At 71.1% G+C, this 23,027-nt stretch carries 19 protein-coding genes; 10 read left to right on the top strand and 9 right to left on the bottom strand.

Annotation, left to right across the window (positions count from 1 at the left end):
• Positions 1 to 108 precede the first annotated feature (108 nt).
• The 4 genes from OG285_RS27580 to ybaK all read left to right on the top strand — a co-directional run bounded on the left by OG285_RS27580 (position 109) and on the right by ybaK (position 4,312).
• The gene (locus OG285_RS27580; RefSeq protein ID WP_356824865.1) at positions 109 to 1,701 is read left to right on the top strand and encodes an oxidoreductase; all 1,593 of its coding nucleotides are present in this window, start codon (positions 109 to 111) and stop codon (positions 1,699 to 1,701) included.
• 257 nt (positions 1,702 to 1,958) lie between these two features.
• Positions 1,959 to 3,011 (top strand): hypothetical protein, encoded by a 1,053-nt coding sequence (locus tag OG285_RS27575; RefSeq protein ID WP_371792523.1) that lies wholly within the window; start codon positions 1,959 to 1,961, stop codon positions 3,009 to 3,011.
• A gap of 5 nt (positions 3,012 to 3,016) precedes the next feature.
• Positions 3,017 to 3,760, top strand: a complete 744-nt coding sequence (locus OG285_RS27570) for an LON peptidase substrate-binding domain-containing protein (RefSeq protein ID WP_356824869.1) — start codon at positions 3,017 to 3,019, stop codon at positions 3,758 to 3,760.
• 45 nt (positions 3,761 to 3,805) lie between these two features.
• Complete coding sequence (gene ybaK, locus OG285_RS27565; protein ID WP_356824871.1) at positions 3,806 to 4,312, top strand: Cys-tRNA(Pro) deacylase; 507 nt, start codon at positions 3,806 to 3,808, stop codon at positions 4,310 to 4,312.
• A gap of 7 nt (positions 4,313 to 4,319) precedes the next feature.
• Here ybaK and OG285_RS27560 read toward each other — a convergent pair whose 3' ends face one another.
• The 4 genes from OG285_RS27560 to OG285_RS27545 all read right to left on the bottom strand — a co-directional run bounded on the left by OG285_RS27560 (position 4,320) and on the right by OG285_RS27545 (position 8,261).
• On the bottom strand, positions 4,320 to 5,018 hold the full coding sequence (locus tag OG285_RS27560) for a hypothetical protein (protein ID WP_371792522.1): 699 nt from the start codon (positions 5,016 to 5,018) through the stop codon (positions 4,320 to 4,322).
• A 34-nt stretch (positions 5,019 to 5,052) separates the two neighbouring features.
• Positions 5,053 to 5,877: an ABC transporter permease gene (locus OG285_RS27555; RefSeq protein WP_371793638.1), complete on the bottom strand. Its 825-nt coding sequence runs from the start codon at positions 5,875 to 5,877 to the stop codon at positions 5,053 to 5,055.
• Between the two features lie 38 nt (positions 5,878 to 5,915).
• Positions 5,916 to 6,887 carry an ABC transporter ATP-binding protein gene (locus tag OG285_RS27550; RefSeq protein WP_356825929.1) on the bottom strand — a complete coding sequence of 324 codons (972 nt, stop codon included), beginning with the start codon at positions 6,885 to 6,887 and terminating at the stop codon, positions 5,916 to 5,918.
• A gap of 99 nt (positions 6,888 to 6,986) precedes the next feature.
• Complete coding sequence (locus tag OG285_RS27545) at positions 6,987 to 8,261, bottom strand: NYN domain-containing protein (RefSeq protein WP_371792521.1); 1,275 nt, start codon at positions 8,259 to 8,261, stop codon at positions 6,987 to 6,989.
• Between the two features lie 238 nt (positions 8,262 to 8,499).
• On the opposite strand from OG285_RS27545, the gene OG285_RS27540 reads away from it, so the two are divergent.
• Positions 8,500 to 8,685, top strand: coding sequence for a hypothetical protein (locus tag OG285_RS27540; RefSeq protein ID WP_356824877.1), 186 nt, complete (start codon positions 8,500 to 8,502; stop codon positions 8,683 to 8,685).
• Between the two features lie 100 nt (positions 8,686 to 8,785).
• Here OG285_RS27540 and dnaE read toward each other — a convergent pair whose 3' ends face one another.
• Positions 8,786 to 12,322: a DNA polymerase III subunit alpha gene (dnaE, locus tag OG285_RS27535; RefSeq protein ID WP_356824879.1), complete on the bottom strand. Its 3,537-nt coding sequence runs from the start codon at positions 12,320 to 12,322 to the stop codon at positions 8,786 to 8,788.
• Positions 12,323 to 12,465: 143 nt separating this feature from the next.
• Here dnaE and OG285_RS27530 point away from each other — a divergent pair, with 143 nt between their 5' ends.
• From OG285_RS27530 to OG285_RS27520, 3 genes are read left to right on the top strand one after another with little or no spacing between them, the layout of a single operon-like run.
• Positions 12,466 to 13,791 carry a DUF2252 domain-containing protein gene (locus OG285_RS27530; protein ID WP_371793637.1) on the top strand — a complete coding sequence of 442 codons (1,326 nt, stop codon included), beginning with the start codon at positions 12,466 to 12,468 and terminating at the stop codon, positions 13,789 to 13,791.
• A gap of 53 nt (positions 13,792 to 13,844) precedes the next feature.
• Positions 13,845 to 14,528 carry a hypothetical protein gene (locus OG285_RS27525; protein WP_356824881.1) on the top strand — a complete coding sequence of 228 codons (684 nt, stop codon included), beginning with the start codon at positions 13,845 to 13,847 and terminating at the stop codon, positions 14,526 to 14,528.
• A 48-nt stretch (positions 14,529 to 14,576) separates the two neighbouring features.
• Complete coding sequence (locus tag OG285_RS27520) at positions 14,577 to 15,386, top strand: thioredoxin domain-containing protein (RefSeq protein WP_356824883.1); 810 nt, start codon at positions 14,577 to 14,579, stop codon at positions 15,384 to 15,386.
• A 20-nt stretch (positions 15,387 to 15,406) separates the two neighbouring features.
• Here OG285_RS27520 and OG285_RS27515 read toward each other — a convergent pair whose 3' ends face one another.
• Positions 15,407 to 15,976: a dienelactone hydrolase family protein gene (locus tag OG285_RS27515; RefSeq protein WP_356824885.1), complete on the bottom strand. Its 570-nt coding sequence runs from the start codon at positions 15,974 to 15,976 to the stop codon at positions 15,407 to 15,409.
• Between the two features lie 30 nt (positions 15,977 to 16,006).
• Between OG285_RS27515 and OG285_RS27510 the strand changes: the two genes are divergently transcribed.
• The gene (locus tag OG285_RS27510; protein WP_356824887.1) at positions 16,007 to 17,107 is read left to right on the top strand and encodes a mechanosensitive ion channel domain-containing protein; all 1,101 of its coding nucleotides are present in this window, start codon (positions 16,007 to 16,009) and stop codon (positions 17,105 to 17,107) included.
• Positions 17,108 to 17,142: 35 nt separating this feature from the next.
• Here the strand turns inward: OG285_RS27510 and OG285_RS27505 are convergent, their stop codons facing one another.
• Positions 17,143 to 18,729 (bottom strand): Na+/H+ antiporter, encoded by a 1,587-nt coding sequence (locus OG285_RS27505; protein ID WP_356824889.1) that lies wholly within the window; start codon positions 18,727 to 18,729, stop codon positions 17,143 to 17,145.
• 458 nt (positions 18,730 to 19,187) lie between these two features.
• Here OG285_RS27505 and OG285_RS27500 point away from each other — a divergent pair, with 458 nt between their 5' ends.
• Entirely contained in the window at positions 19,188 to 21,500 is a 2,313-nt protein-coding gene (locus OG285_RS27500; protein ID WP_371792520.1) for a hypothetical protein, read from the top strand.
• Positions 21,501 to 21,553: 53 nt separating this feature from the next.
• On the opposite strand, the gene OG285_RS27495 is transcribed toward OG285_RS27500, so the two are convergent.
• Together OG285_RS27495 and OG285_RS27490 are read right to left on the bottom strand one after the other, a co-directional pair.
• Entirely contained in the window at positions 21,554 to 22,063 is a 510-nt protein-coding gene (locus OG285_RS27495) for a GNAT family N-acetyltransferase (protein ID WP_356824893.1), read from the bottom strand.
• Positions 22,060 to 23,007, bottom strand: a complete 948-nt coding sequence (locus OG285_RS27490) for an RluA family pseudouridine synthase (RefSeq protein ID WP_356824895.1) — start codon at positions 23,005 to 23,007, stop codon at positions 22,060 to 22,062. Before OG285_RS27490 ends, OG285_RS27495 begins: the two co-directional genes overlap by 4 nt.
• Between the last annotated feature and the right edge of the window lie 20 nt (positions 23,008 to 23,027).

Raw genomic sequence — 23,027 nt, 5'->3', positions numbered from 1 at the left:
GACCGGTTACGGCCTCCGGTCGCCCGTATCAGTGGCTGATACACAACCGGCCCTCTGGCGGTGACCGCTAGCGTTCACTCCATCACTCGTGGGCAGGGAGGGGCGGCAGTGACAGAGGCGCAGCACGACGAGCATGCGCCCGACTGGCTGACCGTCGCCGAGCTGGGCATGTGGGAGGCCTTCCGCAACGGCAGTACGTACGATCTGCGCACCCGCAACCCCGTCATGGACAATCCGCTCTCGGCCAGGACCTGGGGCCCCGAGCGCACGGTCCGCGCGCGCGTGGTGGCCCTGCTGCTGCTCAGCGGGCCGCCGGCGCTGGCGGGCCGGGTCTCCTCGCTGAAGCTGACCGGGGTGCAGATCACCGGCGCGCTGGATCTCGCGGGCGGCACGGTCACGCCGTACGTGGAGCTGACCGGCTGCCGGTTCGAGGACGAGGTGCTGCTGCCCGAGTGCCGGGTCACCACGGTCAGGATGGTCGGCTGCGCGATGCCGCGCCTGGAGGCGGCCCGGCTGCACACCGAGGGGGATCTGCATCTGCCGCGCTGCCAGGTGGCGGGCGGCATCCGGCTCACCGACGCGCAGATCGGCACGGATCTGCTGATCAACATGATCGTGGTGCACCCGGACCGCAAGGGCCGCTCCATCGCGGCCGACGGGCTGTACGTGGCACAGGACCTGCAGGCCGAGATGATCGAGTCGCACGGCGAGGTGAGTCTGCGCTCGGCACGGATCGGGGTCTCGCTGAGCTTCAACGGCAGCCGGCTGCTCAATCCGGACGGCAGGCGGGCGCTGAACGCGCCGCAGCTCTCGGTGGAGCGCACGCTCTACCTGTCGGCGGCCGGGGTGGCACCGGACGGCGGTGGCACCACTCCCCCGTACGGCACCGGGCCGACCCCGCCGTACGGGACGCGGCTCCAGTCGTTCGAGTGCGTCGGCGGGATACGGCTGGACGACGGACGGTTCGGGGACGCGGTGGACCTGCGGAGCGCGAAGTTCCGTATGCACAGCGACCAGGAGCTGTCGCTGCGCCGCATCCAGACCCCCGAACTGCGCTTCCTCGGGGACCCCCCCGAGCAGGGCCGGGTGGTGCTGTCGGGTGCCAAGGTGGTCAACCTGGTCGACATGTCGACGAGTTGGCCGGGCCCCGGCGGTCTGGCGATGGGCGGCTTCAGCTACGAGAACCTCATCCCGGTCGGCCACTTCCCGCTGGAGCAGCGGCTGGAGTGGGTGACGGCGGCGACTCCGGAGTACGCGCCGGAGCCGTACGAACGGCTGGCGTCGGTGCTGCGCAACAGCGGCGAGGACGCGGACGCCCGCGAAGTGCTGCTGGCGAAGCAGCGCAGGCGCCGCGAGACGCTGCCGCTGGCCGCCAAGGTGTGGGGCTACCTCCAGGACTGGACGGTGGCGTACGGCTACCGGCCGGGCCGGGCCGCGCTCTGGATGGCGGTGCTGTGGGCAGCGGGAACCGTCGCGTTCTCGCGCTACCGCCCGGAGCCGATCAGCCCGGACGGGCATCCGCAGTGGAACGCGGCGCTCTACGCCCTGGACCTGCTGATCCCGGTGATCAACCTCGGCCAGGACGGCTACTGGAAGCTGTACGGCGGCTGGCAGTGGGCGGCCGCCGCGCTGATCGTGCTCGGCTGGATCCTGGCCACGACGGTCGCGACGGGTGCGACGCGTCTGCTGCGCCGGAGCTGACGGACGGGGTCCGACGGAAACGGTCCGACGGAGAGGTCCGACGGACGGGGCTGACGGACGGGGCCCGCGCCCGGAAAGGGCACCCCGGATGAAGCCCCACCCGGAAGGCCTTGCCCGGGAAGTCCGGTCCGCCCCGATACCTCTTTACCGCTCCTTGACCACTCGGCGTACAACCATCGCCCCGATACGAAAGCTTCACGTCCTGCCCCTGGCGCCCTCCTCACCTGCGGTTTTCAATGGTCCGCACCATGTCTCTGATGACTTCCCTGCCCTCCCTGCGCACCATGCCCCTGCGGTCCCTGCGCACCCTGACCGGGACGGCGCGCCGCCCGCAGCGCCGGCCTGCCGCCGGGCAGGCCGACCACCACCGCGACGACGAGGTACTGCTCGACGTCCCCGACACCCGGCTGGCGCCCGTGCTCGTCGCGGCGGCCGAGGGCGACCACGGGCCGGCGGCCGTGCTGCTGGCCGCCACGCGCGCCACGGCCGGGTGGGAGGACCGTGACCGCCACCTGACCCGGCTCGCCGCCTTCGCCCTGAGCAGGGACGAATGGCTGACCGGCTGGCTCTCCGCCTCACCCCACGATCCCGACGCGCTGCTCCTCACGGCCGGCCTCGCGGTCCTCAGGGCCTGGGACTCCCCCGCCCGGGCCGAACTGCTGCGGGAGATCGCCCCGCTGGTCGACGCGGCGGCCGCCGGTGCCCCCCGCGACCCCGTGCCGTGGCGCATAGCCCTGGACCACGCCCGTGGTGTGCACGCCGCGCACACCGCCTTCGAGAGCCTCTGGGAGCAGGCGCTGCGCCGCTCCCCCTGGCACTACGGCTGCCATGTGGCGGCCCTGCGGTACCTGTCGGCGCAGTGGCACGGCTCGCACCGCGAGTGCTTCGACTTCGCGGAACAGGCCGCCGACGACGCACCGCCCGGATCGCTGGTGCGGGCTCTTCCCGTACGGGCCGCGTTCGCCTACCTCGCCGGCGGCGGACAGCCCGCCGCCGTCCGTGCGCGGATCGACGGGGCCGCGGACCGTGCCATCGAGCTGTCCGCCGGGTACGGGCCGGGCGACGCGCTGCCCGCGGAGATCCGGAATCTGCTGGCGTACGTGCTGATCAGCCGGGAGAGGTGGTCCGAGGCGCTGGAGCAGTTCCGGCTGATCGGCCCGGACGTGACCTCGTTCCCGTGGGCCCGGCTGAGTGACGATCCGCTGGGCCGGTTCATCGAACTGCGCGGCTCGGCACGCCTGCTGGCGGCTGCCGGGGGTGTGCGGCGGGACGGGACGGGGCGCACCCGCGGCCGCGGCCATTACGCTTGACCGCTGTGACCACCGCGCGCCTCCCTCTCTTCCCGCTGAACTCGGTGCTGTTCCCGGGCCTCGTGCTGCCTCTGAACATCTTCGAGGAGCGTTATCGCGCCATGATGCGCGACCTGCTCAAGGTGGACGACGAGGTTGAGCCACGCCGCTTCGCCGTCGTCGCCATCCGCGACGGCTCCGAAGCCGCGCCCACGCTGCCCGGACTGCCCAGCGGCGCCCCGCCCCCCGAGCCGGGCCCGGCCGCCGGTTTCGGCGACGACCCGGCGACCGCCCTGCACGGCATCGGCTGCATCGCGGACGCGGCGACGATCCGGGAGCGCGACGACGGCAGCTTCGAGGTCCTGGCCACCGGCACGGCACGGGTGCGGATCCACTCGCTGGACGCGAGCGGCCCGTATCTGACCGCCGAGGTCGAAGAGCTGCCCGAGGACACGGGCGAGGACGCGGGCGCCCTCGCCGAGGGGGTACTGCGCGCCTTCCGCGCCTACCAGAAGCGGCTGGCCGGTGCGCGCGAACGCTCGCTCACCACCGGGGCCGAGCTTCCCGACGAGCCCTCGGTGGTCTCGTACCTGGTCGCGGCGGCGACCGTGCTCGACGTACCCGCCAAGCAGAAGCTGCTCGAAGCGCCGGACATCGCGACCCGGCTGCGCGAGGAGCTGAAGCTGCTGCGGTCGGAGACCGCGGTGATCCGGCACCTGCCGTCGCTGCCCGCCACGGACCTGACCCGGGCCCCGACCCACCTCAACTGACCCCGGGCCGGCAGTCAGGCCCCGACCGGACCCGAGGAGCGCCCGGTGGCGAAGAAGGCGAAGAAGCAGCAGCAGTCGGGCGGCACGCCCGCCACGGCGGCACTGACCGCGGCGGGCACGGCGTACACCCTGCACGCGTACGAGCACGACCCGGCCGCCGCCTCCTACGGAGGGGAGGCCGCCGAGGCCCTCGGGGTCACTCCCGACCGGGTCTTCAAGACACTGGTGGCCGATGTGGACGGCGAACTGACCGTGGCCGTCGTCCCGGTCGCGGGCAGCCTGGACCTCAAGGCGCTGGCCGCCGCGGTCGGCGGCAAGCGCGCCACCATGGCGGACCCGGCCGTGGCGGAACGCACCACGGGGTACGTCCTGGGCGGCATCTCCCCCCTGGGCCAGCGCAAGCGCCTGCGCACGGTGCTGGACGCCTCGGCGTCGGCGCACGGGACGATCTGCGTATCGGCGGGGCGCAGGGGCCTGGAGGTGGAACTGTCCCCGGCGGACCTGGCCGGGCTCACCGGGGCGTTGCTGGCCGCGGTGGGGCGGGCCGCCTGACGCGGCGCTAGTGCCGCGGCCCGCCCGGCTGCCCCGGAGCGGGGTCCTCGTACGGCAGCGGGGGCAGCGGAGAGGGCGGGGACGGCGGGGTCCACTCCGGCTCCGGGTCCCGCGGCCCGAACACCGCGGTCACGCCCAGGTGCACGATCATCGCCGCCACCGGCCACGCGAGCAGCGCGCCCTTCGCGGCCAGTTTCAGCGGTGCGTCGAAGGTGACGCCCTTGCCCGCGTGCTTCGCGGCGGCGACCACGTCCTGCGACGGGCCGAGCCAGATCCCGACGCGCCAGGCCAGCAGCGATCCGAGCAGGCCGCCGACCGCGAGGGCGAGGACCAGCGGCACCCCGCCGCGCTTGCGGAAGAGGAAGACGGCGGCCGCGCTCACCACGCCGAACGCCAGTCCGAGCAGCGCGAACGTGCCGTCCCCGCCGATCGCCTGCTCGCCCTCGGAGTCCTTGAGGTAGACGGCCTTGCCGTCGGAGATCAGCGGAACGTGCGGCGCGAGCCACATCCACAGCAGGCCGAGCAGGACGCCCAGGACCGCCACCACGACCGCGACGACGGCGGCCTGTACCAGCTCGGCCCGGAGTCCGGGGCCCTCGTCCCCGTTCCGGCCGGGGCCCGGCCAGGGGGTGGCTCCCGAAGGACCCTTCTGCCACGGGTCGTCGTTCGGCGGCGGCTGGTGCGGAGGTGTCAGTGGCGCGGTCACTCTGCCATCGTGCCAGGCGGGCCTGTGTGCCGCCTCACCGGACCGCCGCCCGCCGGTAGGCCCAGGTCGCCACGGCCAGCGAGACGACCCCCACCGCCGCGCACACAGCGAGGTCGGCGCCGACCGCCGCCCAGTCGGGGTGGTCGCCGAAGGTACGGGCCAGCGCCTCCACCCCGTAGGTGGACGGCAGCAGGTCCCGGGCGTACGCGATCGGCTCCGGCAGCCGGTCGGCCGGGAGCACGCCCAGCAGCAGCGCCGCGGACATCCCGAGCTGCCCGAGCAGGGTGGCCAGCTCCTGGCGCGGCGCGAGCAGCCCGAGCGCCGCGCCGAGTCCGGCGAGCGCCGCTCCCGCGAGCGGGACGACGGCGGCGAGCACCCACAGGTGCGCCAGCGGCAGCTGGAAGAGCACCGAACCGGCGACCGCGGTGACGACCGTGCCGGGCACCGTGAAGGAGGCGTACGCCCCGGCCGTCCCCAGCACCACCGACGCGGGCGGCACCGGCAGGGTGGCGTAGTGGTCGAGTCCGCCGCTGGCGCGCAGCTGCCCGAAGTACTGCGCGAGCAGATTGAGCGCGACGAACGCCACGACCAGGACGGTCGAACCCGCCACCACGGCGCGGGCCTCGTCTCCGCCGTCGACGACCCCGCGCATCAGGATCATGATCCCGACGGACTGGAACGTCGCCACGAAGAGCAGCGGAATGCGTGCTACCCGGGCCCGCGACAACTGCGCCCGGTAGACCGCGGCGAGCGCGGGCAGCAGCCGGGCGCGCGGCGCGAGCGGCTCGGCCTCGGTGGCCGGGCCGGCGTCGACGGCACCGGAGTCGTGAGGGGGACGCGGCTCGTCGCGCGCCGGGATCCCCGGGTAGGGCTGCGACTGTGCGGAGACCACTGCGCTCACGCCTTCACCAGTCCCTTGGTACGGCCGCCCAGCGCCATGTACACGTCCTCCAGGCTCGGTGTGGACAGCGTGAAGTCGTCGAGTGCGGTGAAGGCGGGCCCGCCGGTCACCGCGGCGACGGCGGCCCGCGCCTCGTCGGGCGCCAGCCGCAGCACCCAGCGGCGCCCGGACTCCTGCGCCGACTCGCGCAGCACGGCGACCTCCGGGATGTCGAGCGGCGCCCGCTCCCGCCAGACCAGCTCGACCCGGACCTCGCCCGCGACCTGGGCCTTCAGTCCTGCCGGGGTGTCGCAGGCGATCACCCGGCCGCGTTCGATGACGGCGACCCGGTCCAGCACGGTCTCGGCCTCGATGACGTTGTGCGTGACCAGCAGGACCGTCGCACCGCGCTCGGCCCGCCGCCGGTCGACCGCGGCCCACACCGCGCGCCGTGCGACGGGGTCCATCCCGGTGGTGGGCTCGTCCAGCACGAGCAGCGAGCGGTCCCCGACGAGCGTCGCGGCGAAACAGGCGAGGCGGCGCTGACCGCCGGAGAGTTTCCTGAGCGGCCGCCCGGCGAGCTCGGTGATCCCCAGCTCCTCCAGTACGGCGTCCCGTTCCCGGCGCGCGTCCGGCACGGAGAGACCGCGCAGCCGGCCGGTGGTCTCCGCGGCCAGGGCGACGGTCAGTTCGTCGAGTGCGGTGGACTCCTGGCCCAGGTAGCCGAGCAGCCGCGCGGCGCGTTCGGGGTGGCGTACGAGATCGTGGCCGAGCACCTCGACCCGGCCCGAGTCCGGCCGCATCAGCCCGGTGAGCTGGCGCACGAGGGTGGACTTGCCCGCGCCGTTGGGTCCGAGCAGCCCGAAGATCTCGCCGCGGCGCACGGTCAGGGAGATCCCGTCGGTGGCCCGCACCTCGGGCGTGGCGGGAGCCCCCCGTCTGCCGCGCGCGGCCGGGTACGTCTTCACCAGCTCGCGCACCACGCACACATTGCCCGTACTCACGAGGGACGAGCCTACGGGGTTGGACGGCCCGGAAGGGCGCCGGGGCCGCCCGGGCCCGCTTCCGGCGGCGCCCGCCGGCACGCGTCAGCGCCCGGACTGCTCCCCCGCGGGAGCGTGCTCCGCGGCCCGTACGTCGATCTCGCGCCAGAACCCGGCCCTGATCGCGTACCGGTCGTGCTCGTCGATCTGGTCGTCCTTGTGGGCGAGCAGCCCGAACCGGGCCGCGTACCGCAGCAGCTCACCGTCGATCCGGTGCGGGATCCGCGGGTACATCGCCGACAGCTTCTGCACCTGGCCGGGGTCCGGCAGCCGCTCCATCCACCGCCTGGCGAAGACCTGTCCCACCTCGAAGGGGTCACCGCCGACCGTGGTGATGTCCTCCTCGCGGTCCGCCCACCGCTGCTCCGCGGTGGTGAGCTGGGCGAGCGTCGGCAGGGTGGCCGTCTCCGCGGGCTCACCGGCCTGGCCGCCCGGGCGCTCGATCCAGCCGCGCTCCGACGACCAGCGCAGCGTCGCGTTCGCCGGGTGCTGGTTCGCCGGGTGCTGGGCGGGCTGCGCTCCGGGGCCGCGCAGGCCCGCGAGGTCCTTGGGCGTGGGCACACCGGCCTTGGCCGCCGCGTGGGCCCGTTCCTCCTCGGTGGGCTGCTCGGTGGCCGGGCCCGCCGACGCGCCGTTGTGCACGGCCGCGGCCTGCGCCGCCCGCTCGGCCGACGCGGCGAGCGCCGACTCGGGCAGCGGGGCGGAGAGGATCGCGGCGATCTCCGGACGGGGGGCGGGCGCGGGCGCGCAGACCCCGCCGGTCTCCTTGGCCCGTACGGCCTTGGTGATCCAGGCCCGGTCCAGCACCCGGCGTTCGTCGGCCTCGGCGACCAGGTCCTCGGACTGGTTGTAGTCCCCGTCGGCCGCCTGCACGGCCCACAGGTGTACGGCGACGCCGTGCTCCTTCGCGGACATCAGGCCGGGCAGCAGGTCGCCGTCGCCGGTGACCAGCACGATGTCCGAACAGGCGCGATTTCTGGCCAGTTCGGTCAGCTCCGCGTGCATCGCGGCATCGACGCCCTTCTGCGCCCAGCGGCCGTCGCTCCTGGTCAGCGCGCCCAGCCGGACGGTCACCCGGGGCATCACCCGCAGCCTGCGGTGTTCGGGCTGCGGGACCCGGTCGGGCGCTCCGTCGAACCAGTAGATCCGCAGCAGCGGCTGCTCCGTGTCACCCTCGGCGCGCTCGCGCAGGCCCTGGATGAGCGCCGCGTGGTCGACAGTGATGCGCGAGCGCGCAGGTTCTCCCGCGAGGAGACTCGCGGCGGCGCCCAGCAGGTATCCGGCGTCCACCAGGACGACGCAGCGGTCCACGCGATCCACCCTCTTTCGGGTACCTCGGGAGAAGGGGAAGTACTTCGGGTTTCCTTCGAGTCTGCCCGACCGCACGAGGGTTAACGGCCGGAACTCGATCATCGGCGTGGCGCAGCGCGAAGTTGGTCCGAAGTGGCGTGGGACAAGGCCTCATTACGCACGGTAATGATCCAAAATGCGGCAGTCTGTGCGATATGTGAATCTGGTCGCGGCCCTGGCCCCTAGTCCCCCTCAAGGAGGCATCACCATGGCCAAGCACAAGAACCGTCATAAGCACGACAGTCAGCAGGACCGCTCGTCCGCCGCCGAGACCGGCGGCCAGGACGACCGGTCCGGCTCGTTCGAGTCGCAGAATCAGTCCCAGCCGCAGTCGATACCGGGCAGCCCGTCCGATGTCGCGCGCAAGCACCAGAAGCGCTTCGGCCACAACTGACGTCACAACTGATCTTCGCCGTAACGATGTTCGAGGGGCGCGCCGTGCACGGCGCGCCCCTCCATCAGCCGACTCCCGGCTCCCCTGGCCGCCGGGCCGGTCAGCCCGCCAGGCAGGACGGGCCGAGCAGCACCTTCAGATCCCCGAAGAGCGCCGGGTCGGGCTGCACCCGGTGCCGGTCGAGCCGGAGCACCGTGGTCTTGCGGGAGCCCTGGAGCTTGATCCGCACCTCGGAGTTGCCCCGGTGGTGGGAGAGGATCTCACCGAGCCTGCTGACCATCGGCGGGGTGACCTTCACGGTCGGGATGGTGATCGTCACCGGGGCGTTGGTCCCGGCGGACGACAGGTCGGGGACCTGGAGTTCCATCGCGACGAGCCGCGGGATGTCCTCGCGCTTGTCGAGCCGGCCCTTGACGAACACCACGGTGTCCTCCACCAGCTGGGTCGAGACCAGTTGGTAGGTGGCCGGGAAGAACATGCACTCGATGGTGCCCGCGAGGTCCTCGACGGTCGCGATGGCCCAGGCGTTCCCCTGCTTGGTCATCTTGCGCTGGAGGCCCGAGATGATGCCACCGATGGTGACCACCGCGCCGTCCGAGTGCTCCCCGCCGGTCAGCTGGGCGATGGCGGCGTCGCTCTTGTCCGAGAGCACGTGCTCCAGGCCGAAGAGCGGGTGGTCGGAGACGTAGAGGCCGAGCATCTCCCGCTCCTGCGCGAGCAGATACGACTTCTCCCACTCGATGTCGGAGAACTCCACGTCCAGTCCGAAGCCCGGCTCGGAGCTGTCCTCCTCGCCGCCGCCGAAGAGGTCGAACTGCCCCTCGGCCTCCTTGCGCTTGACCGCTACCACGTTGTCGATCATCGGCTCGAAGTGCGCGGTGAGGCCCTTGCGGGTGTGCCCCATCTCGTCGAAGGCGCCCGCCTTGATGAGCGATTCGGTGGTGCGCTTGTTGCAGGCGACGGCCTCGACCTTGTCGAGGTAGTCGGGGAAGGAGCTGTACTTCCCCTTGGCCTTGCGGGAGCGGATGATCGACTCCACCACGTTGGTACCGACGTTGCGCACCGCGGAGAGGCCGAAGAGGATCACGTCGTCGCCCTGGGCGGCGAAGTTGGACTCGGACTCGTTGACGTTCGGCGGCAGCACCTTGATGCCCATGCGGCGGCACTCGTTGAGGTAGATCGCCGACTTGTCCTTGTCGTCGCGCACGGAGGTGAGCAGCGCCGCCATGTACTCGGCCGGGTAGTTGGCCTTGAGGTACGCGGTCCAGTAGGTGACCAGGCCGTACGCGGAGGAGTGCGCCTTGTTGAACGCGTACCCGGCGAACGGCACCAGGACGTCCCAGAGCGCCTTGATCGCCGCGTCCGAGAAGCCTTCCTTCTTGGCCCCGGCCTCGAAGAGCACGAAGTTCTTCGCGAGCTCGTCGGCCTTCTTCTTGCCCATCACGCGGCGCAGGATGTCGGCCTCGCCGAGCGTGTAGCCGGCGACGATCTGGGCGGCCTTCTGCACCTGCTCCTGGTACACGATCAGGCCGTAGGTGAGACCGAGGACCTCCTTGAGCGGCTCCTCCAGCTCCGGGTGGATCGGGGTGATCTCCTGGCGGTTGTTCTTGCGCTCCGCGTAGTTCGTGTGCGAGTTCATGCCCATCGGGCCCGGCCGGTACAGGGCCGAGACGGCGGAAATGTCCTCGAAGTTGTCGGGCTGCATCTGGCGCAGCAGGGAGCGCATCGGGCCGCCGTCGAACTGGAACACCCCGAGCGTGTCACCGCGGCAGAGCAGCTCGAAGGTCTTGGGGTCGTCCAGCGGGAGGGCCAGCATCTCCAGGTCGATGCCCTTGTTGGCCTTCACCATCTTGACGGCGTCGTCCATGATCGTCAGGTTGCGCAGGCCCAGGAAGTCCATCTTCAGCAGGCCGAGCGACTCGCACTGCGGGTAGTCCCACTGCGTGATGGTGACGTTGTCCGTGTGCCTGACCCAGACCGGGGCGTGGTCGACGATGGGCTCGCTGGACATGATCACGCCGGCCGCGTGCACACCCATCTGCCGGACCAGGCCCTCGACACCGGTGGCGGTGTCGATGACCTTCTTCACGTCCGGTTCGTTCTCGTACATCCCCCGGATCTCGCCCGCCTCGCTGTAGCGGGGGTGCTTCGGGTCGGTGATGCCGCTGAGGTCGATCCCCTTGCCGAGGACGTCCGCGGGCATCGCCTTGGTGAGGCGGTCGCCCATCGCGTACGGGTAGCCCAGCACCCGCGCGGAGTCCTTGATCGCGTTCTTGGCCTTGATCTTTCCGTACGTGCCGATCATGGCGACCTTGTCGGCGCCGTACTTCTCGGTCACGTACCGGATCACCTCGACGCGCCTGCGTTCGTCGAAGTCGATGTCGACGTCGGGCATGGAGACGCGCTCGGGGTTGAGGAACCGCTCGAAGATCAGCCCGTGCGTGATCGGGTCGAGGTCGGTGATGCCCATGGCGTACGAGACGATCGAGCCGGCCGCCGAGCCACGGCCGGGGCCGACCGCGATGCCGTTGTTCTTGGCCCACATGATGAAGTCGGCGACGACGAGGAAGTACCCCGGGAACCCCATCTGGATGATGATGTCCATCTCGTACTCCGCCTGCTTCTGGCGGTCTTCGGGGACACCCCCCGGGTACCGGCGCTCCATGCCGACCCGGACCTCTTCCTGGAACCAGGTGATCTCGGTGTAGCCGTCCGGGATGTCGAACTTCGGCATCAGGTCGCGCTTCTCGAACATGCCGGAGGTGTCGATCTGCTCCGCGACCAGGAGGGTGTTGGCACACCCCTGCTGCCAGGCGTCCGAGGAGTCGATGGCGTACATCTCGTCGGTCGTCTTGAGGTAGTAGCCGGTGCCGTCGAAGCGGAAGCGGTCCGGGTCCGAGAGGTTCTTGCCGGTCTGGATGCAGAGCAGGGCGTCGTGCGCGCTCGCCTCGTGCGCGTAGGTGTAGTGCGAGTCGTTCGTCACCAGCGGCGGGATGCCGAGCTTCTGGCCGATCTCCACCAGGCCGTCGCGGACCCGGCGTTCGATCTCGATGCCGTGGTCCATCAGCTCCAGGAAGTACCGGCCCTCACCGAAGATGTCCTTGTAGTCGGACGCCGCCTGCACCGCCTCGTCGAACTGCCCGAGCCGCAGCCGGGTCTGCACCTCGCCCGACGGACAGCCGGTGGACGCGATCAGCCCCTCCGACCACTGGGAGATCGTCTCCTTGTCCATGCGCGGCCACTTCTGCAGCCAGCCCTCGGCGTACGCGTCCGACGACAGCTTGAAGAGGTTGTGCAGGCCCGTGCTGTTCGCCGCCCAGATCGTCTTGTGCGTATAACCACCCGAACCGGACACGTCGTCGCGCTTCTGATGCGGCTGGCCCCACTTGACCTTGCGCTTGTTCCGCCGGGATTCCGGGGCGACGTACGCCTCGATGCCGATGATCGGCGTCACGCCCGCCTTCTGCGCCGAGTGGAAGAAGTCGTACGCCCCGTGGAGGTTGCCGTGGTCGGACATGGCGATGTGCGACATGCCCATCTCGTTGCAGGCGTTGAACATGTCCTTGAGCCGCGCGGCACCGTCCAGCATGGAGTACTGCGTGTGGACGTGAAGGTGCGTGAACGGCGTCTTGGCCACGGGGGTGCCTCCTGGGACGAGTGGGGAACAGCGTGGAAGTCTACGTCGGCGCACTGACAGCCGCGGGGCACTCCCGGGTGGCTCCGTGCGTTGAGCCCGTTGGAACAGCTGTCCCATATGTCATGCACCTGGAGGCACACGCGATGTCGGTCCCGCAGTCCAGCTCCGAGGAGCGCGGCGAGCAGATCCTCGCCGTTTTCGGCACCGCGTTCGGCGAGCTGCTGGCCGCCGATCCGGCGGCCTTCCGGGTCAAGTTCCGGAAGATGGCGGCCTCGGCCTTCGCCTTCTACCGGGGCGCGGCCTGCCTCTTCTACCAGGACCTGGGCGAGAGCGCGGAGGGCGGACCGTATCTGGACGAGCGGACCGGCCGGGTCTGGGTGCACGGCGATCTGCACGCGGAGAACTTCGGCACCTACATGGACGCCAACGGCCGGCTGATCTTCAATGTGAACGACTTCGACGAGGCGTACGTGGGCCCGTTCACCTGGGACGTCCAGCGCTTCGCGGCCTCGCTGGCGCTGCTCGGCCACGCCAAGGCGCTCAGCGACGACCAGATCACCGGTCTGGTGGAGACCTATGCCGCCGCCTACCGCGAGCGCATCCGGGTCCTGGCGTCCGGCGCGCAGGACGACGACGTGCCGCCGTTCACGCTGGACACGGCGGAGGGACCGCTGCTCGGCGCGCTGCGCGCGGCCAGAGCGCGCACCAGATTCGCCCTCCTCGACTCCATGACGGAGATCCGCGACCACGAGCGCCGCTTCACCGCCGACAGCAGCTCGGTCGAGCTCGACGCCGCGACGCGGTACAAGATCCTCGCCGCCTTCGACGGCTATCTGGAGACGCTGCCGGAGGAGAGCCTGGGCCGCCCCGAGTCGTACCGGGTGAAGGACGTGGTGGGCCGCAGAGGCATCGGCATCGGCTCGGCCGGGCTGCCCTCGTACAACATCCTCCTGGAGGGCCACAGCGACGCCCTGGAGAACGACGTGATCATCTACATGAAGCAGGGGCAGACCCCGGCGGTCTCCCGGCACATCACGGATCCGGCGGTCCGCGGGTACTTCCGGCACGAGGGCCACCGCACGGTGATCTCGCAGCGCGCCCTCCAGGCGCACGCCGACCCGTGGCTCGGCTGGACCGAGCTGGACGGGGCCGGGCAGCTGGTGGCGGAGGTCTCGCCGTACGCGGTCGATCTCGACTGGTCGGACCTGGACGACCCCGAGGAGATCGCGGCGGTCGTCGCCGACCTCGGGCGGGCCACGGCCACCATGCACGCGGCGGCGGACGTCGAGAGCGGCCACTCCCTGGTGCCGTTCTCGACGGAGCGCGCCATCGACGCGGCCATCGCGGCCGACGAGGACGGCTTCGCCAAGATGCTGGTGGACTTCGCGCACGCGTACGGGGCACAGACCCGGCGCGACCACTCGATATTCGTGGAATTGTTCCGCAATGGCCGGATCCCCGGTCTCTAGACTCAGGAACCTTTAAGGGTCTCTTACCGGCGCCCATGGCACACTCGGGGCCGATGGACATATCAGGGACGCAGCTCAGAGCGGTTCGCGCGGCGCTTTTCACAGCGCTGGTCGTGACCCTCTCCGCTGCGTCCCATGTGCTCCTCTCGCGGGTCCCGCTGCCGCCGTTCACCGTGGCGGCGCTCGCCGCCGCCGTGTTCACCGTGGCCTTTGCGCTGGCCGGCCGCGAGCGGGGTTTCGGAGCGATAGCGGGCGTGCTCATTCCGCTCGAACTCGCCGCCGACACCGTCTTCACCGCCGGCCAGCACGTCTGTTACGGCCCGTCGGGCGGTCCCGTCGCGGGCGCGCTGCGCTCGGTCGGGGTGGACGTGCTCTGCGGCGGCCAGGTCGGCACCCCGCTGGCCTCCGTGACCGGCCCCGGCAAGGACGCGGTGGCACTGCTCGACTCACCGGCCCCTGCGCTGCCCTGGCTGCTGCTCGGCGCGCACGTGGCCGTCGGGCTGCTGGCCGCGCTCTGGCTGCGGCGCGGCGAGAGCGCGCTGGCCTCGGTGGCCCGCTCGGTCGGCGCGCTCGCCTTCCGGCCGCTGCTCGTCGCGGTGGCCGTCGCCGGCGCGGTCCGCACCTCGCTGCGCGACGGCGCGCTTCCCCTGCACCGGCCGCGCACCTCGCGCACCCTGCTCCTCGTGCACTCCGTGGGACTGCGCGGACCTCCGTACCCGGCTCCTGTCCTGAGCTAGTACGCAGTTCCGCCCTGCCCGATCACGTACCGCACGGAGAACACCACCATGAGCGCACGCAACAACCAGTCCAACAAGGCAGCTGCCCGCGAGCGGCTGCGCGCCGAGCGCGAGCGCCAGGCGAAGAAGGACAAGACGCGCCGGCAGGTCGTCGTCGCCGGGTCCATCGTCGTCGTCCTCGCGATAGCCGCGGGCGTCGGTTACGGCGTGATGCAGCTGAACAAGCCCTCCCAGTGGGAGGCCGCGAAGAGCGACAAGGTCGTCGCGCCGAAGAACACCACGGGCACGGACGGCACCACGGTCACCGTCGGCAAGGCGTCCGCCAAGAAGACGCTGCAGATGTACGAGGACCCGCGCTGCCCGATCTGCGCGACGTTCGACCAGACGGTCGGGCCGACGGTCCAGAAGGACCTGGACGCGGGCAAGTTCAAGATCCAGTACATCGGGGCCACGTTCATCGACAACAACGGCGGCGAGGGCTCGAAGAACGGCCTGAGCGCGCTGGGCGCCGCGCTCAATGTGAGCCCCACCGCATTCGAGCACTACAAGACCGCGATGTACTCCACGAAGTGGCACCCCGACGAGACCACGGACACCTTCAAGGACGACTCGTACCTCATCAAGATCGCGCAGACCGTGCCCGAGCTGAAGGACAACAAGGCCTTCCAGAAGGCGGTCAACGACGGCACCTATGACGCGTGGGCGATGAAGATGTCCGCGAAGTTCGACAAGAGCGGGGTCACGGGCACGCCCACCCTCAAGATGGACGGCAAGAAGCTGACCACCCCGGGCAGTGACAACGCGCCCATGACCGTCGCCGACTTCAACACCGCGCTGGACAAGGCTCTCAAGGCCTGACCGGACAGCAGACCAGACCGCTACAGCGTTTCGAGGAAGCCGAGTGCGACCCGCCAGGTCCGCTCGGCCGACTCGGCGTCGTAGTCGGGCAGCTCGGGGTCGGTGTAGAGGTGGCCCGCGCCCGCGTAGCGGTGCACCTCCACATCGGCCCCGATCCGCTGCATCCGCAGATACCAGGCGTTCAGCCAGTCGTGCGGCTCGAACGGGTCGGGGTCGGCGACATGCAGCTGTACGGGCAGCTCGTCCACCGACGCGTCGTCGGCGATGTCGGACGTCCCGTGCAGAAGCAGCAGTCCGCGCGCCTTCTCATCGGCGATGGCCAGATTCTGCGCGAGGGAACCGCCGAGTGAGAACCCGGCGTAGACCAGGCCCTCGTCCGAGTGGGGAGCCGCGGCCGTCACCGCGCGCTTGAGGAGCTCCTCGGAGCCGAGTTCCTCCTTGAAGGCCATGCCCTCCTCGACGGTCCCGAAAGTAATACCGTCGAAAAGATCGGGCACCAGCACGTGATGACCGGCTGCCCGCAGCCGGTCGGCCGCCGCATGAACGGCCGGCCGCAAACCGTAGGTCGAATGGAAAAGGATGATGTTCACGTGGCCATGGTGCCAGTTGCGGCCGGAGGCGTGGAGAGCGTAGTGCGGCCCCTGATCGTCATCGGCGGTTCGGTGGTGCTGACGCTCGCGGTGGGCTGGCTGGTCGACCGTGCGCTCAGGAGAACGGACGCGCGCCACCACGAGACCCCGCTCTGGGGCCTGCTCCGGCGCTGCCGGGTGCCGCTGCAGCTGGTGCTGATCACGGCGTTGCTGCGCGGCAGCTACCACCAGGTGCGGCTGAGTCCGGTCAAGCACCACGACACCGCGATCGGGCAGCTCCTCACCCTGGTCCTGATCGGCTCCACGGCCTGGCTGGCCCTGCGCATCGCCGCCGCGATCGTCGACTCCTCGTACGCCCGCTACGCGGCGACCACCCGTGATCCGGCCAGGCTCCGCCGGGTCCGCACGCAGGTCACGCTCATCCAGCGGGTGGTGACGGCGATCGTCGGGACGGTGGCCGTCGCGGCGATGCTGCTGACCTTCCCCGCGATGCGTACCGCGGGCACCTCGCTGCTGGCCTCCGCCGGTGTCCTCGGCATCGTCGCCGGTGTCGCCGCCCAGTCCACCCTGGGCAACCTCTTCGCCGGGCTGCAGATCGCCTTCGGCGACATGGTCCGCATCGGGGACACGGTGGTCGTGGACGGTGAGTGGGGCACCGTCGAGGAGATCACGCTGACCTTCCTCGCGGTGCGCACCTGGGACGAGCGCCGGATCACCATGCCGGTCTCGTACTTCACCAGCAAGCCGTTCGAGAACTGGTCGCGCGGTGGTGCGCAGATGTCCGGCACGGTCTTCTTCGAGCTCGACCACTCGACGCCGGTCCCGCAGATGCGTGAGAAGCTGCGGCAGATCCTGCCCGAGATCCCGTCGTGGGACGGGAGGAACTGGTCGCTGGCCGTCACGGACACCTCACCGAGCACGATCCAGGTGCGGGCCGTGGTCACCGCGAGGGACGCGGACGACATCTGGACCGTGCGGTGTGCGGTGCGGGAGCAGCTGATCGCCTGGCTGCGGGACGAGCATCCGTACGCCCTGCCGCGGATCTCGACGGCGCCGGCCGAGCTGGCGAAGAACGACTGGGGACCGGATCTGTTCAAGCACGACCCCGCTCCCCGGACCGGCCGGGGCTGAGGGACCGATCCCGGACGAGGCCCTGCCCAGGGGCTCTACCGCAGGCTGCGCACATCCAGGTGGCGCAGCACCCGGTCGACGATCTCCGGGTCGGCGCCGGGCTCGTTGCGCGCGGAGAGCACTTCATGGCGGGCCGCCGACATCATCTCCCGCTGGATCCGCTGGACGGTCTTGAGCCGCTCGGCCCGCTTCAGGTAAGCGGCGTGCCGTTCTTCGTCGACCATGTCGGGGCTGATCCTGACGCCGATCTCGAACGCCCCGCGGGCCAGCCGCTCCATGACGTCCTCGGGCAGCTCCTCGACGTTCTGGATCTCCTTGAGCCGGTGCCTGGCGGCCTTGGCCGCCCGTACCGCCAGGCTCCGTTCGAGTTCGCGCTCGGCACCGGCGTCCGCGCGGACACCCAGCTTCTTCACCAGCCAGGGCAGTGTCAGCCCCTGGAAGACCAGGGTGACCATGACCACGGCGAAGGCGATGAAGACCATCTCGCTGCGCGCCGGAAAGGGGCTGCCGTCGTCCTTGGTCATCGGGATGGCGAGGGCGAGCGCGACCGAGGCGACCCCGCGCATCCCGGACCACCACATGATGACGGTCTCGCGCCAGCTGGTGGGGATCTCCTCGTCGTAGTCCCGCAGGGTGTGCAGTCTCTTCGCCAGCCAGGTGGCGGGCAGCAGCCACAGCAGGCGCAGTCCGACGACCACTCCGACGGCCGCCGCGCCCCAGCCGATCATCTCGGCCAGATGCCCTCCGGCGGTGCCGAACACCACGTGCAGTTCGAGTCCGATGAGGCCGAAGGTCACGCCGGTGACGAGGGTGTCGACGATTTCCCAGAAGGCGTTGCCCTCAAGCCGGCCGCGTACGTCGTCGGCGTCGGCGGTGTGTTCGGCGAGGAACAGCGCGGACGTGAGCACGGCCAGCACGCCCGACCCCATCAGCTCCTCGGCCAGCACATAGCTGAGGAAGGGCACCAGCAGGGTCAGGCCGATCTGCAGGGTGGTGTCGCCCAGCAGCCCCATCAGCTTGTTGGTGGCCCAGCCGAGGGCGAGACCCACCACGACGGCCACCACGGCGGAGAGCACCAACTGTCCTGCCGCGACCGGCCAGGAGAACGTTCCGGTGACGGCGGCGGCGATCGCCACGTGGTAGAGCACGATCGCCGTCACGTCGTTGAACAGCCCTTCGCCCTCCAGGATCGAGACCAGCCGCCGGGGCAGCCCGAGCGCGCCCGCGACGGCGGTCGCCGCCACCGGATCGGGCGGCGCCACCAGCGCGCCCAGCGCCACGGCCGCGGCGATCGGCAGGCCCGGCACGATCGCGCTCGCGACGGCGGCCACCGCGGCCGTCGTCACGAAGACCAGCGCCACGGCGAGCAGCAGGATCGGCCGGAAATTGGCCGTGAACTGCCGCCAGGAGGTGCGTTGTACGGCCGCGTACAGCAGGGGCGGCAGCACCAGCGGGAGGATGAAGTCCGAGGGGATGTCGACATTCGGTACGAAGGGCAGCAGGGCGAGGCAGATCCCGCCGAGCGTCATCAGGACCGGGGCGGGCAGCCCGAGCCGCTCACCGATCGGTACGGAGACCACCGCCCCGATCAACAGCAGGAGCAGCAGTGCCAGTTGGTCCACGGGGTGCCCTCCGGGGCTGTCGGGATCTGCGTCGGCGTCGCAGCCGAAACCTTGACGATCAGTGGCTCAAGCGTGCCATGCAATGCGCGCGTATCGGCCCAATAGCCCCGCCCGTTCCAGCTCCGCACTCGCCACACCTCATCTTTCATCCGATGTCTATGGCGTCGGAGGTCTTCCCGTGCGGTGGAGGCACGGGCACTATGCAGGGTGCATGGATTCAGGGACAAGAACTGTCGACACATACCTGACTGGAGCTCATATGCCCTCCGCGCAGCGCCGTCGAGCCGACGACCGGGTCCCGCTGGAGCGATTACGCCCGCCGCGTCCCGGAGCGGCCTTCCGCACCGTCGACGATCGGATCTTTCGGTCCGCACACCGGCCGCCGGACACCACGGCACCGGACACCACGGCACCGGCCCCGACAGCACCGGACCACGCAGGGAACAGGAGTCACCACCGTGCATGAACTCTCCCGCAGACGCTTCGCCGGTACGGCGGCGGGTGCGACCGCCGCACTCTGGCTGGCCGGGTCCCGCACCGCCTGGGCCGCACCCGGCGACGGCCGGCCCGCGTCCCACAGCCCCGATGTGTACGAACGGACGGTACGTGCCGCCGCCATGAAGTGGCGCCGGCTGCCGGCCGGCTGGCAGGACGCCCCGTTCCTCGCCAACGGCTACCTGGGCGCGCAGCTCTACCGGGGCACAGCGGGGAACACCCTGAAGCTGATGATCAGCCACACCCAGGTGCAGGACCAGCGCGGCCAGTGGCGCGGCGGCACGGGCTACTCCCGGCTGCCCGTCGGGTACTTCACCCTCACCCTGGCCGGGGAGATCACCGCGGTCGACTGGACGCTCGATCCCTACGACGCGGAGCTGCGCGGCACACTCACCACCACCCGCGGCTCCCTCACCTTCTCCGCGCTCGTCCAGAACGATACGGGCGCGCTGCTGGTATCGACCCGGCCGAGCGCGGGCGAGGAGTCCGCTGCCTGGTCCTTCCAGTGGCTCCAGGCGGCCAGTACCCGGCTCATCGACAAGCCGGCCGACTACACGCCCAACCCGGACCCGCGGGTCGGCGCGGGCTTCGTCGAACAGCCGCTCCTTGCGGGCGGCGGCTGGACGACGGCCTGGCGGGAGCAGCGCGAGGGGACCGGGCGGCTGCTGGCCGCGCAGCTGGTCTACCACTTCCCAGGCGATGTACGGCGGGCGACCGCGGACGCCGTACGGGCGGTGGACCGGGCCCTGGCCACCGGTCCCGACCGGCTGGTCGCCCGGCACCGGGAGTGGTGGCACGCCTACTACCGGCGCAGCTTCTTCTCCGTACCGGACAAGCGGCTCCAGGCGTTCTACATCCTCCAGCTCTACAAACTGGCCTCGACCACCCGCGCCCAGGGCCCGACGCTGTCCGAGTGGGGACCCTGGTACCCGGAGGTCGGGAACAGCTGGACGGCGGTGTGGTGGAACCTCAACGTCCAGATCGGGATGCCCGCCGTCAACGGCACCAACCACCCCGAACTCGACTCGGTGACCCGGACGTTCCACCGCTTCGAGAAGAACCTGTCGACGTCCGTGCCGGCCGCGTACCGCGACGGCCGCAACTACGCGCTCGGCCACCCGTCCGACTGGCAGCTGCGGGCGGGCGACACCTACGACGTAGGGGTCCCCGGCTCCGGCCACATCTCCGACAACTTCGGCAATCTCACCTGGGCGCTGCACAACGTCTGGCTCTCCTACCGGCACTCGATGGACCTCGCCACCCTGCGCGACGTGGTGTATCCGATCCTCGCGAAGGCGATCAACTTCTACGCCCAGTTCCTGCACGAGGGCGGCGACGGCAAGCTGCACCTGCTGACCACCCGCTCCCCCGAGTACGCCAACGCGGCGGACTGCACCTACGACCTCTCGCTGATCCGCTGGGGCGTCCGTACGCTCATCGAGTCGGCCCGGCTGCTGCGCGTCGACGACCCCGGGGCGCGGCAGTGGCGGGACATCGCGGCGCGGCTCACGCCGTACGCCGAGGACCCGGCGGACGGGGTGATGATCGGCAAGGACGTGCCCCTGGCGGACTCGCACCGCCACCACTCCCATCTGCTCTGGCTCTATCCGCTGCGCGAACGGAACTGGGACCGGCCGGGCGACCGGGACGTGATGCGGCGTTCGCTGGCGCACTGGACGAGCATGCAGAGCGCCTGGCACGGCTACAGCTACGCCACCTCGTCATCCATGTACTCCGTGATGGGCGAGCCAGAGAAGGCCCTGGACCAGCTGACCCTCTTCACCGACGGGAACACGGTGGCGGACTGTCAGCTGACGCCCAACACGATGTACCGCGAGGGCAAGAACCTCGCACTCGAATCCCCCCTGGCGGCGGTCCAGTCGATGCTCGACATGGCGGTGCAGGGCGACGGCGGGGTGCTGAAGGTCTTCCCGTCGGTGTCGGAACGGTGGGCGGACGCGTCGTTCGCCTCCCTGCGCACCGAGGGCGCCTTCCTCGTGGACGCGGACCGCGCGGGCGGAACCACCCGCTGGATACGGATCAGGAGCGAGGCGGGCGAACCACTGACACTCGACCACGGGATCTCCGGCGCGGTGGACGTACGGGACGAGCACGGGCGTCCGCTGTCCTGGCACGGGGCGGGGCCCGGCCGGATCACGGTGCGGCTGGCGCGCGGCGCGACGGCCGTGGTCACCCCGCGCGGCGCTCGCGGGTCGCGGGGGCCCAGGGACGTACCGGCGAACGGTCCGGCCGAGCCGTGGGGACTGCCGTCCTGACCCGCACCCGGTCCTGACACCCGGTCAGGGAGCGGCGCCGGCAGCAAGCGGTCCTAGGCCTCCGGGCCGCTGCCCGGCGCCGCATCCCCGACAGCACGGCGCATCGCCCGGTGCGGGATACCCGCATCCGGGAACTCGGGTCCGTACGCCACGTACCCGAGGCGCTCGTAGAAACCCAGCGCATGGGTCTGCGCATGCAGATCGACCGCGGTCAGCCCGCGCTCACGGGACTCGTCCTCGATCGCCCGGACCAGCGCGACGCCCACGCCCCTGCCGCGTGCGGCAGCGGCGACGGCGAGCCGGCCGAGCGAGCCGACGCCCGGCTCGTCCACACCGCGCCCCGGACCGGCGGCGGGCAGCAGCAGCCGCCCGGTCCCCAGCGGCCCGTCCGCGTCGGCGGCCAGCAGGTGCACGGTGACCGTGTCGTCGGCGGCGTCGTACGCGTCGTACTCCAGCTCGGGCGGCACGCCCTGCTCGGTCACGAAGACGTCCCTGCGGACGGCGAAGCAGGCGTCGAGACCGGCCTGGTCGGCGACCACCCGGACCTCGTACCCGCCGGTCATCGCTGCTCGCTCTCCGCCCGGATCGCCTCCAGCGCGTTCCGCAGGTCTTCCGGGTACTCGCTCCGGAACTGGACCCACTGCCCGTCCGACGGGTGCTCGAAGCCCAGGCTCATCGCGTGCAGCCACTGCCGCGTCAGACCGAGCCGCTTCGCCATGGTCGGGTCGGCGCCGTAGGTGATGTCGCCCACACAGGGGTGGCGGTGGGCGGACATGTGCACCCGGATCTGGTGCGTGCGCCCGGTCTCCAGCTTGATGTCCAGCAGCGAGGCCGCCCGGAACGCCTCGATCAGGTCGTAGTGCGTGACGGACGGCTTGCCCTCGGCCGTCACCGCCCACTTGTAGTCGTGGTTGGGGTGGCGCCCGATGGGGGCGTCGATCGTGCCGCTCATCGGGTCCGGGTGGCCCTGTACGAGCGCGTGGTAGCGCTTGTCGACCGTGCGCTCCCGGAACTGCTGCTTGAGCAGGGTGTACGCACGCTCCGACTTGGCCACCACCATCAGCCCGGACGTGCCCACGTCCAGCCGGTGCACGATGCCCTGGCGCTCGGCCGCGCCCGAGGTGGAGATGCGGTACCCGGCAGCGGCGAGACCGCCGATGACGGTGGTGCCGGTCCAGCCGGGGCTGGGGTGCGCGGCGACACCGACGGGCTTGAGGATCACCACGATGTCGTCGTCGTCATGGACGATCTCCATGCCCTCGACGGGCTCGGCGACGATCTGCACGGGGGCCGCGGCCGCGGGCATCTCGACCTCCAGCCAGGCGCCGCCGTGGACCCGCTCGGACTTTCCGACCACTGACCCGTCGACCTGCACCTTTCCGGAGGCGGCGAGGTCGGCCGCCTTGGTGCGAGAAAACCCGAACATACGGGAGATGGCGGCGTCGACACGCTCACCCTCCAGGCCGTCGGGAACGGGCAGGGTGCGGATCTCGGGAACGGTACTCACCCGTCGAGTATGCCTTGCCC

The sequence above is a fragment of the Streptomyces sp. NBC_01471 genome (assembly GCF_041438865.1).
Lineage (GTDB): Bacteria > Actinomycetota > Actinomycetes > Streptomycetales > Streptomycetaceae > Streptomyces.
Note: the sequence above shows the minus strand (reverse complement) of the source record. Positions and strands in the feature narration are given on the sequence as shown.

Excerpts from the sequence above, each read along its gene's own strand:
- OG285_RS27495 (WP_356824893.1), bottom strand. The coding sequence starts at position 22,063 with ATGACCGGCGGGTACGAGGTCCGGGTGGTCGCCGACCAGGCCGGTCTC.
- OG285_RS27525 (WP_356824881.1), top strand. The coding sequence starts at position 13,845 with ATGGACATATCAGGGACGCAGCTCAGAGCGGTTCGCGCGGCGCTTTTC.
- OG285_RS27575 (WP_371792523.1), top strand. The coding sequence starts at position 1,959 with ATGACTTCCCTGCCCTCCCTGCGCACCATGCCCCTGCGGTCCCTGCGC.
- OG285_RS27530 (WP_371793637.1), top strand. The coding sequence starts at position 12,466 with ATGTCGGTCCCGCAGTCCAGCTCCGAGGAGCGCGGCGAGCAGATCCTC.
- OG285_RS27520 (WP_356824883.1), top strand. The coding sequence starts at position 14,577 with ATGAGCGCACGCAACAACCAGTCCAACAAGGCAGCTGCCCGCGAGCGG.
- OG285_RS27540 (WP_356824877.1), top strand. The coding sequence starts at position 8,500 with ATGGCCAAGCACAAGAACCGTCATAAGCACGACAGTCAGCAGGACCGC.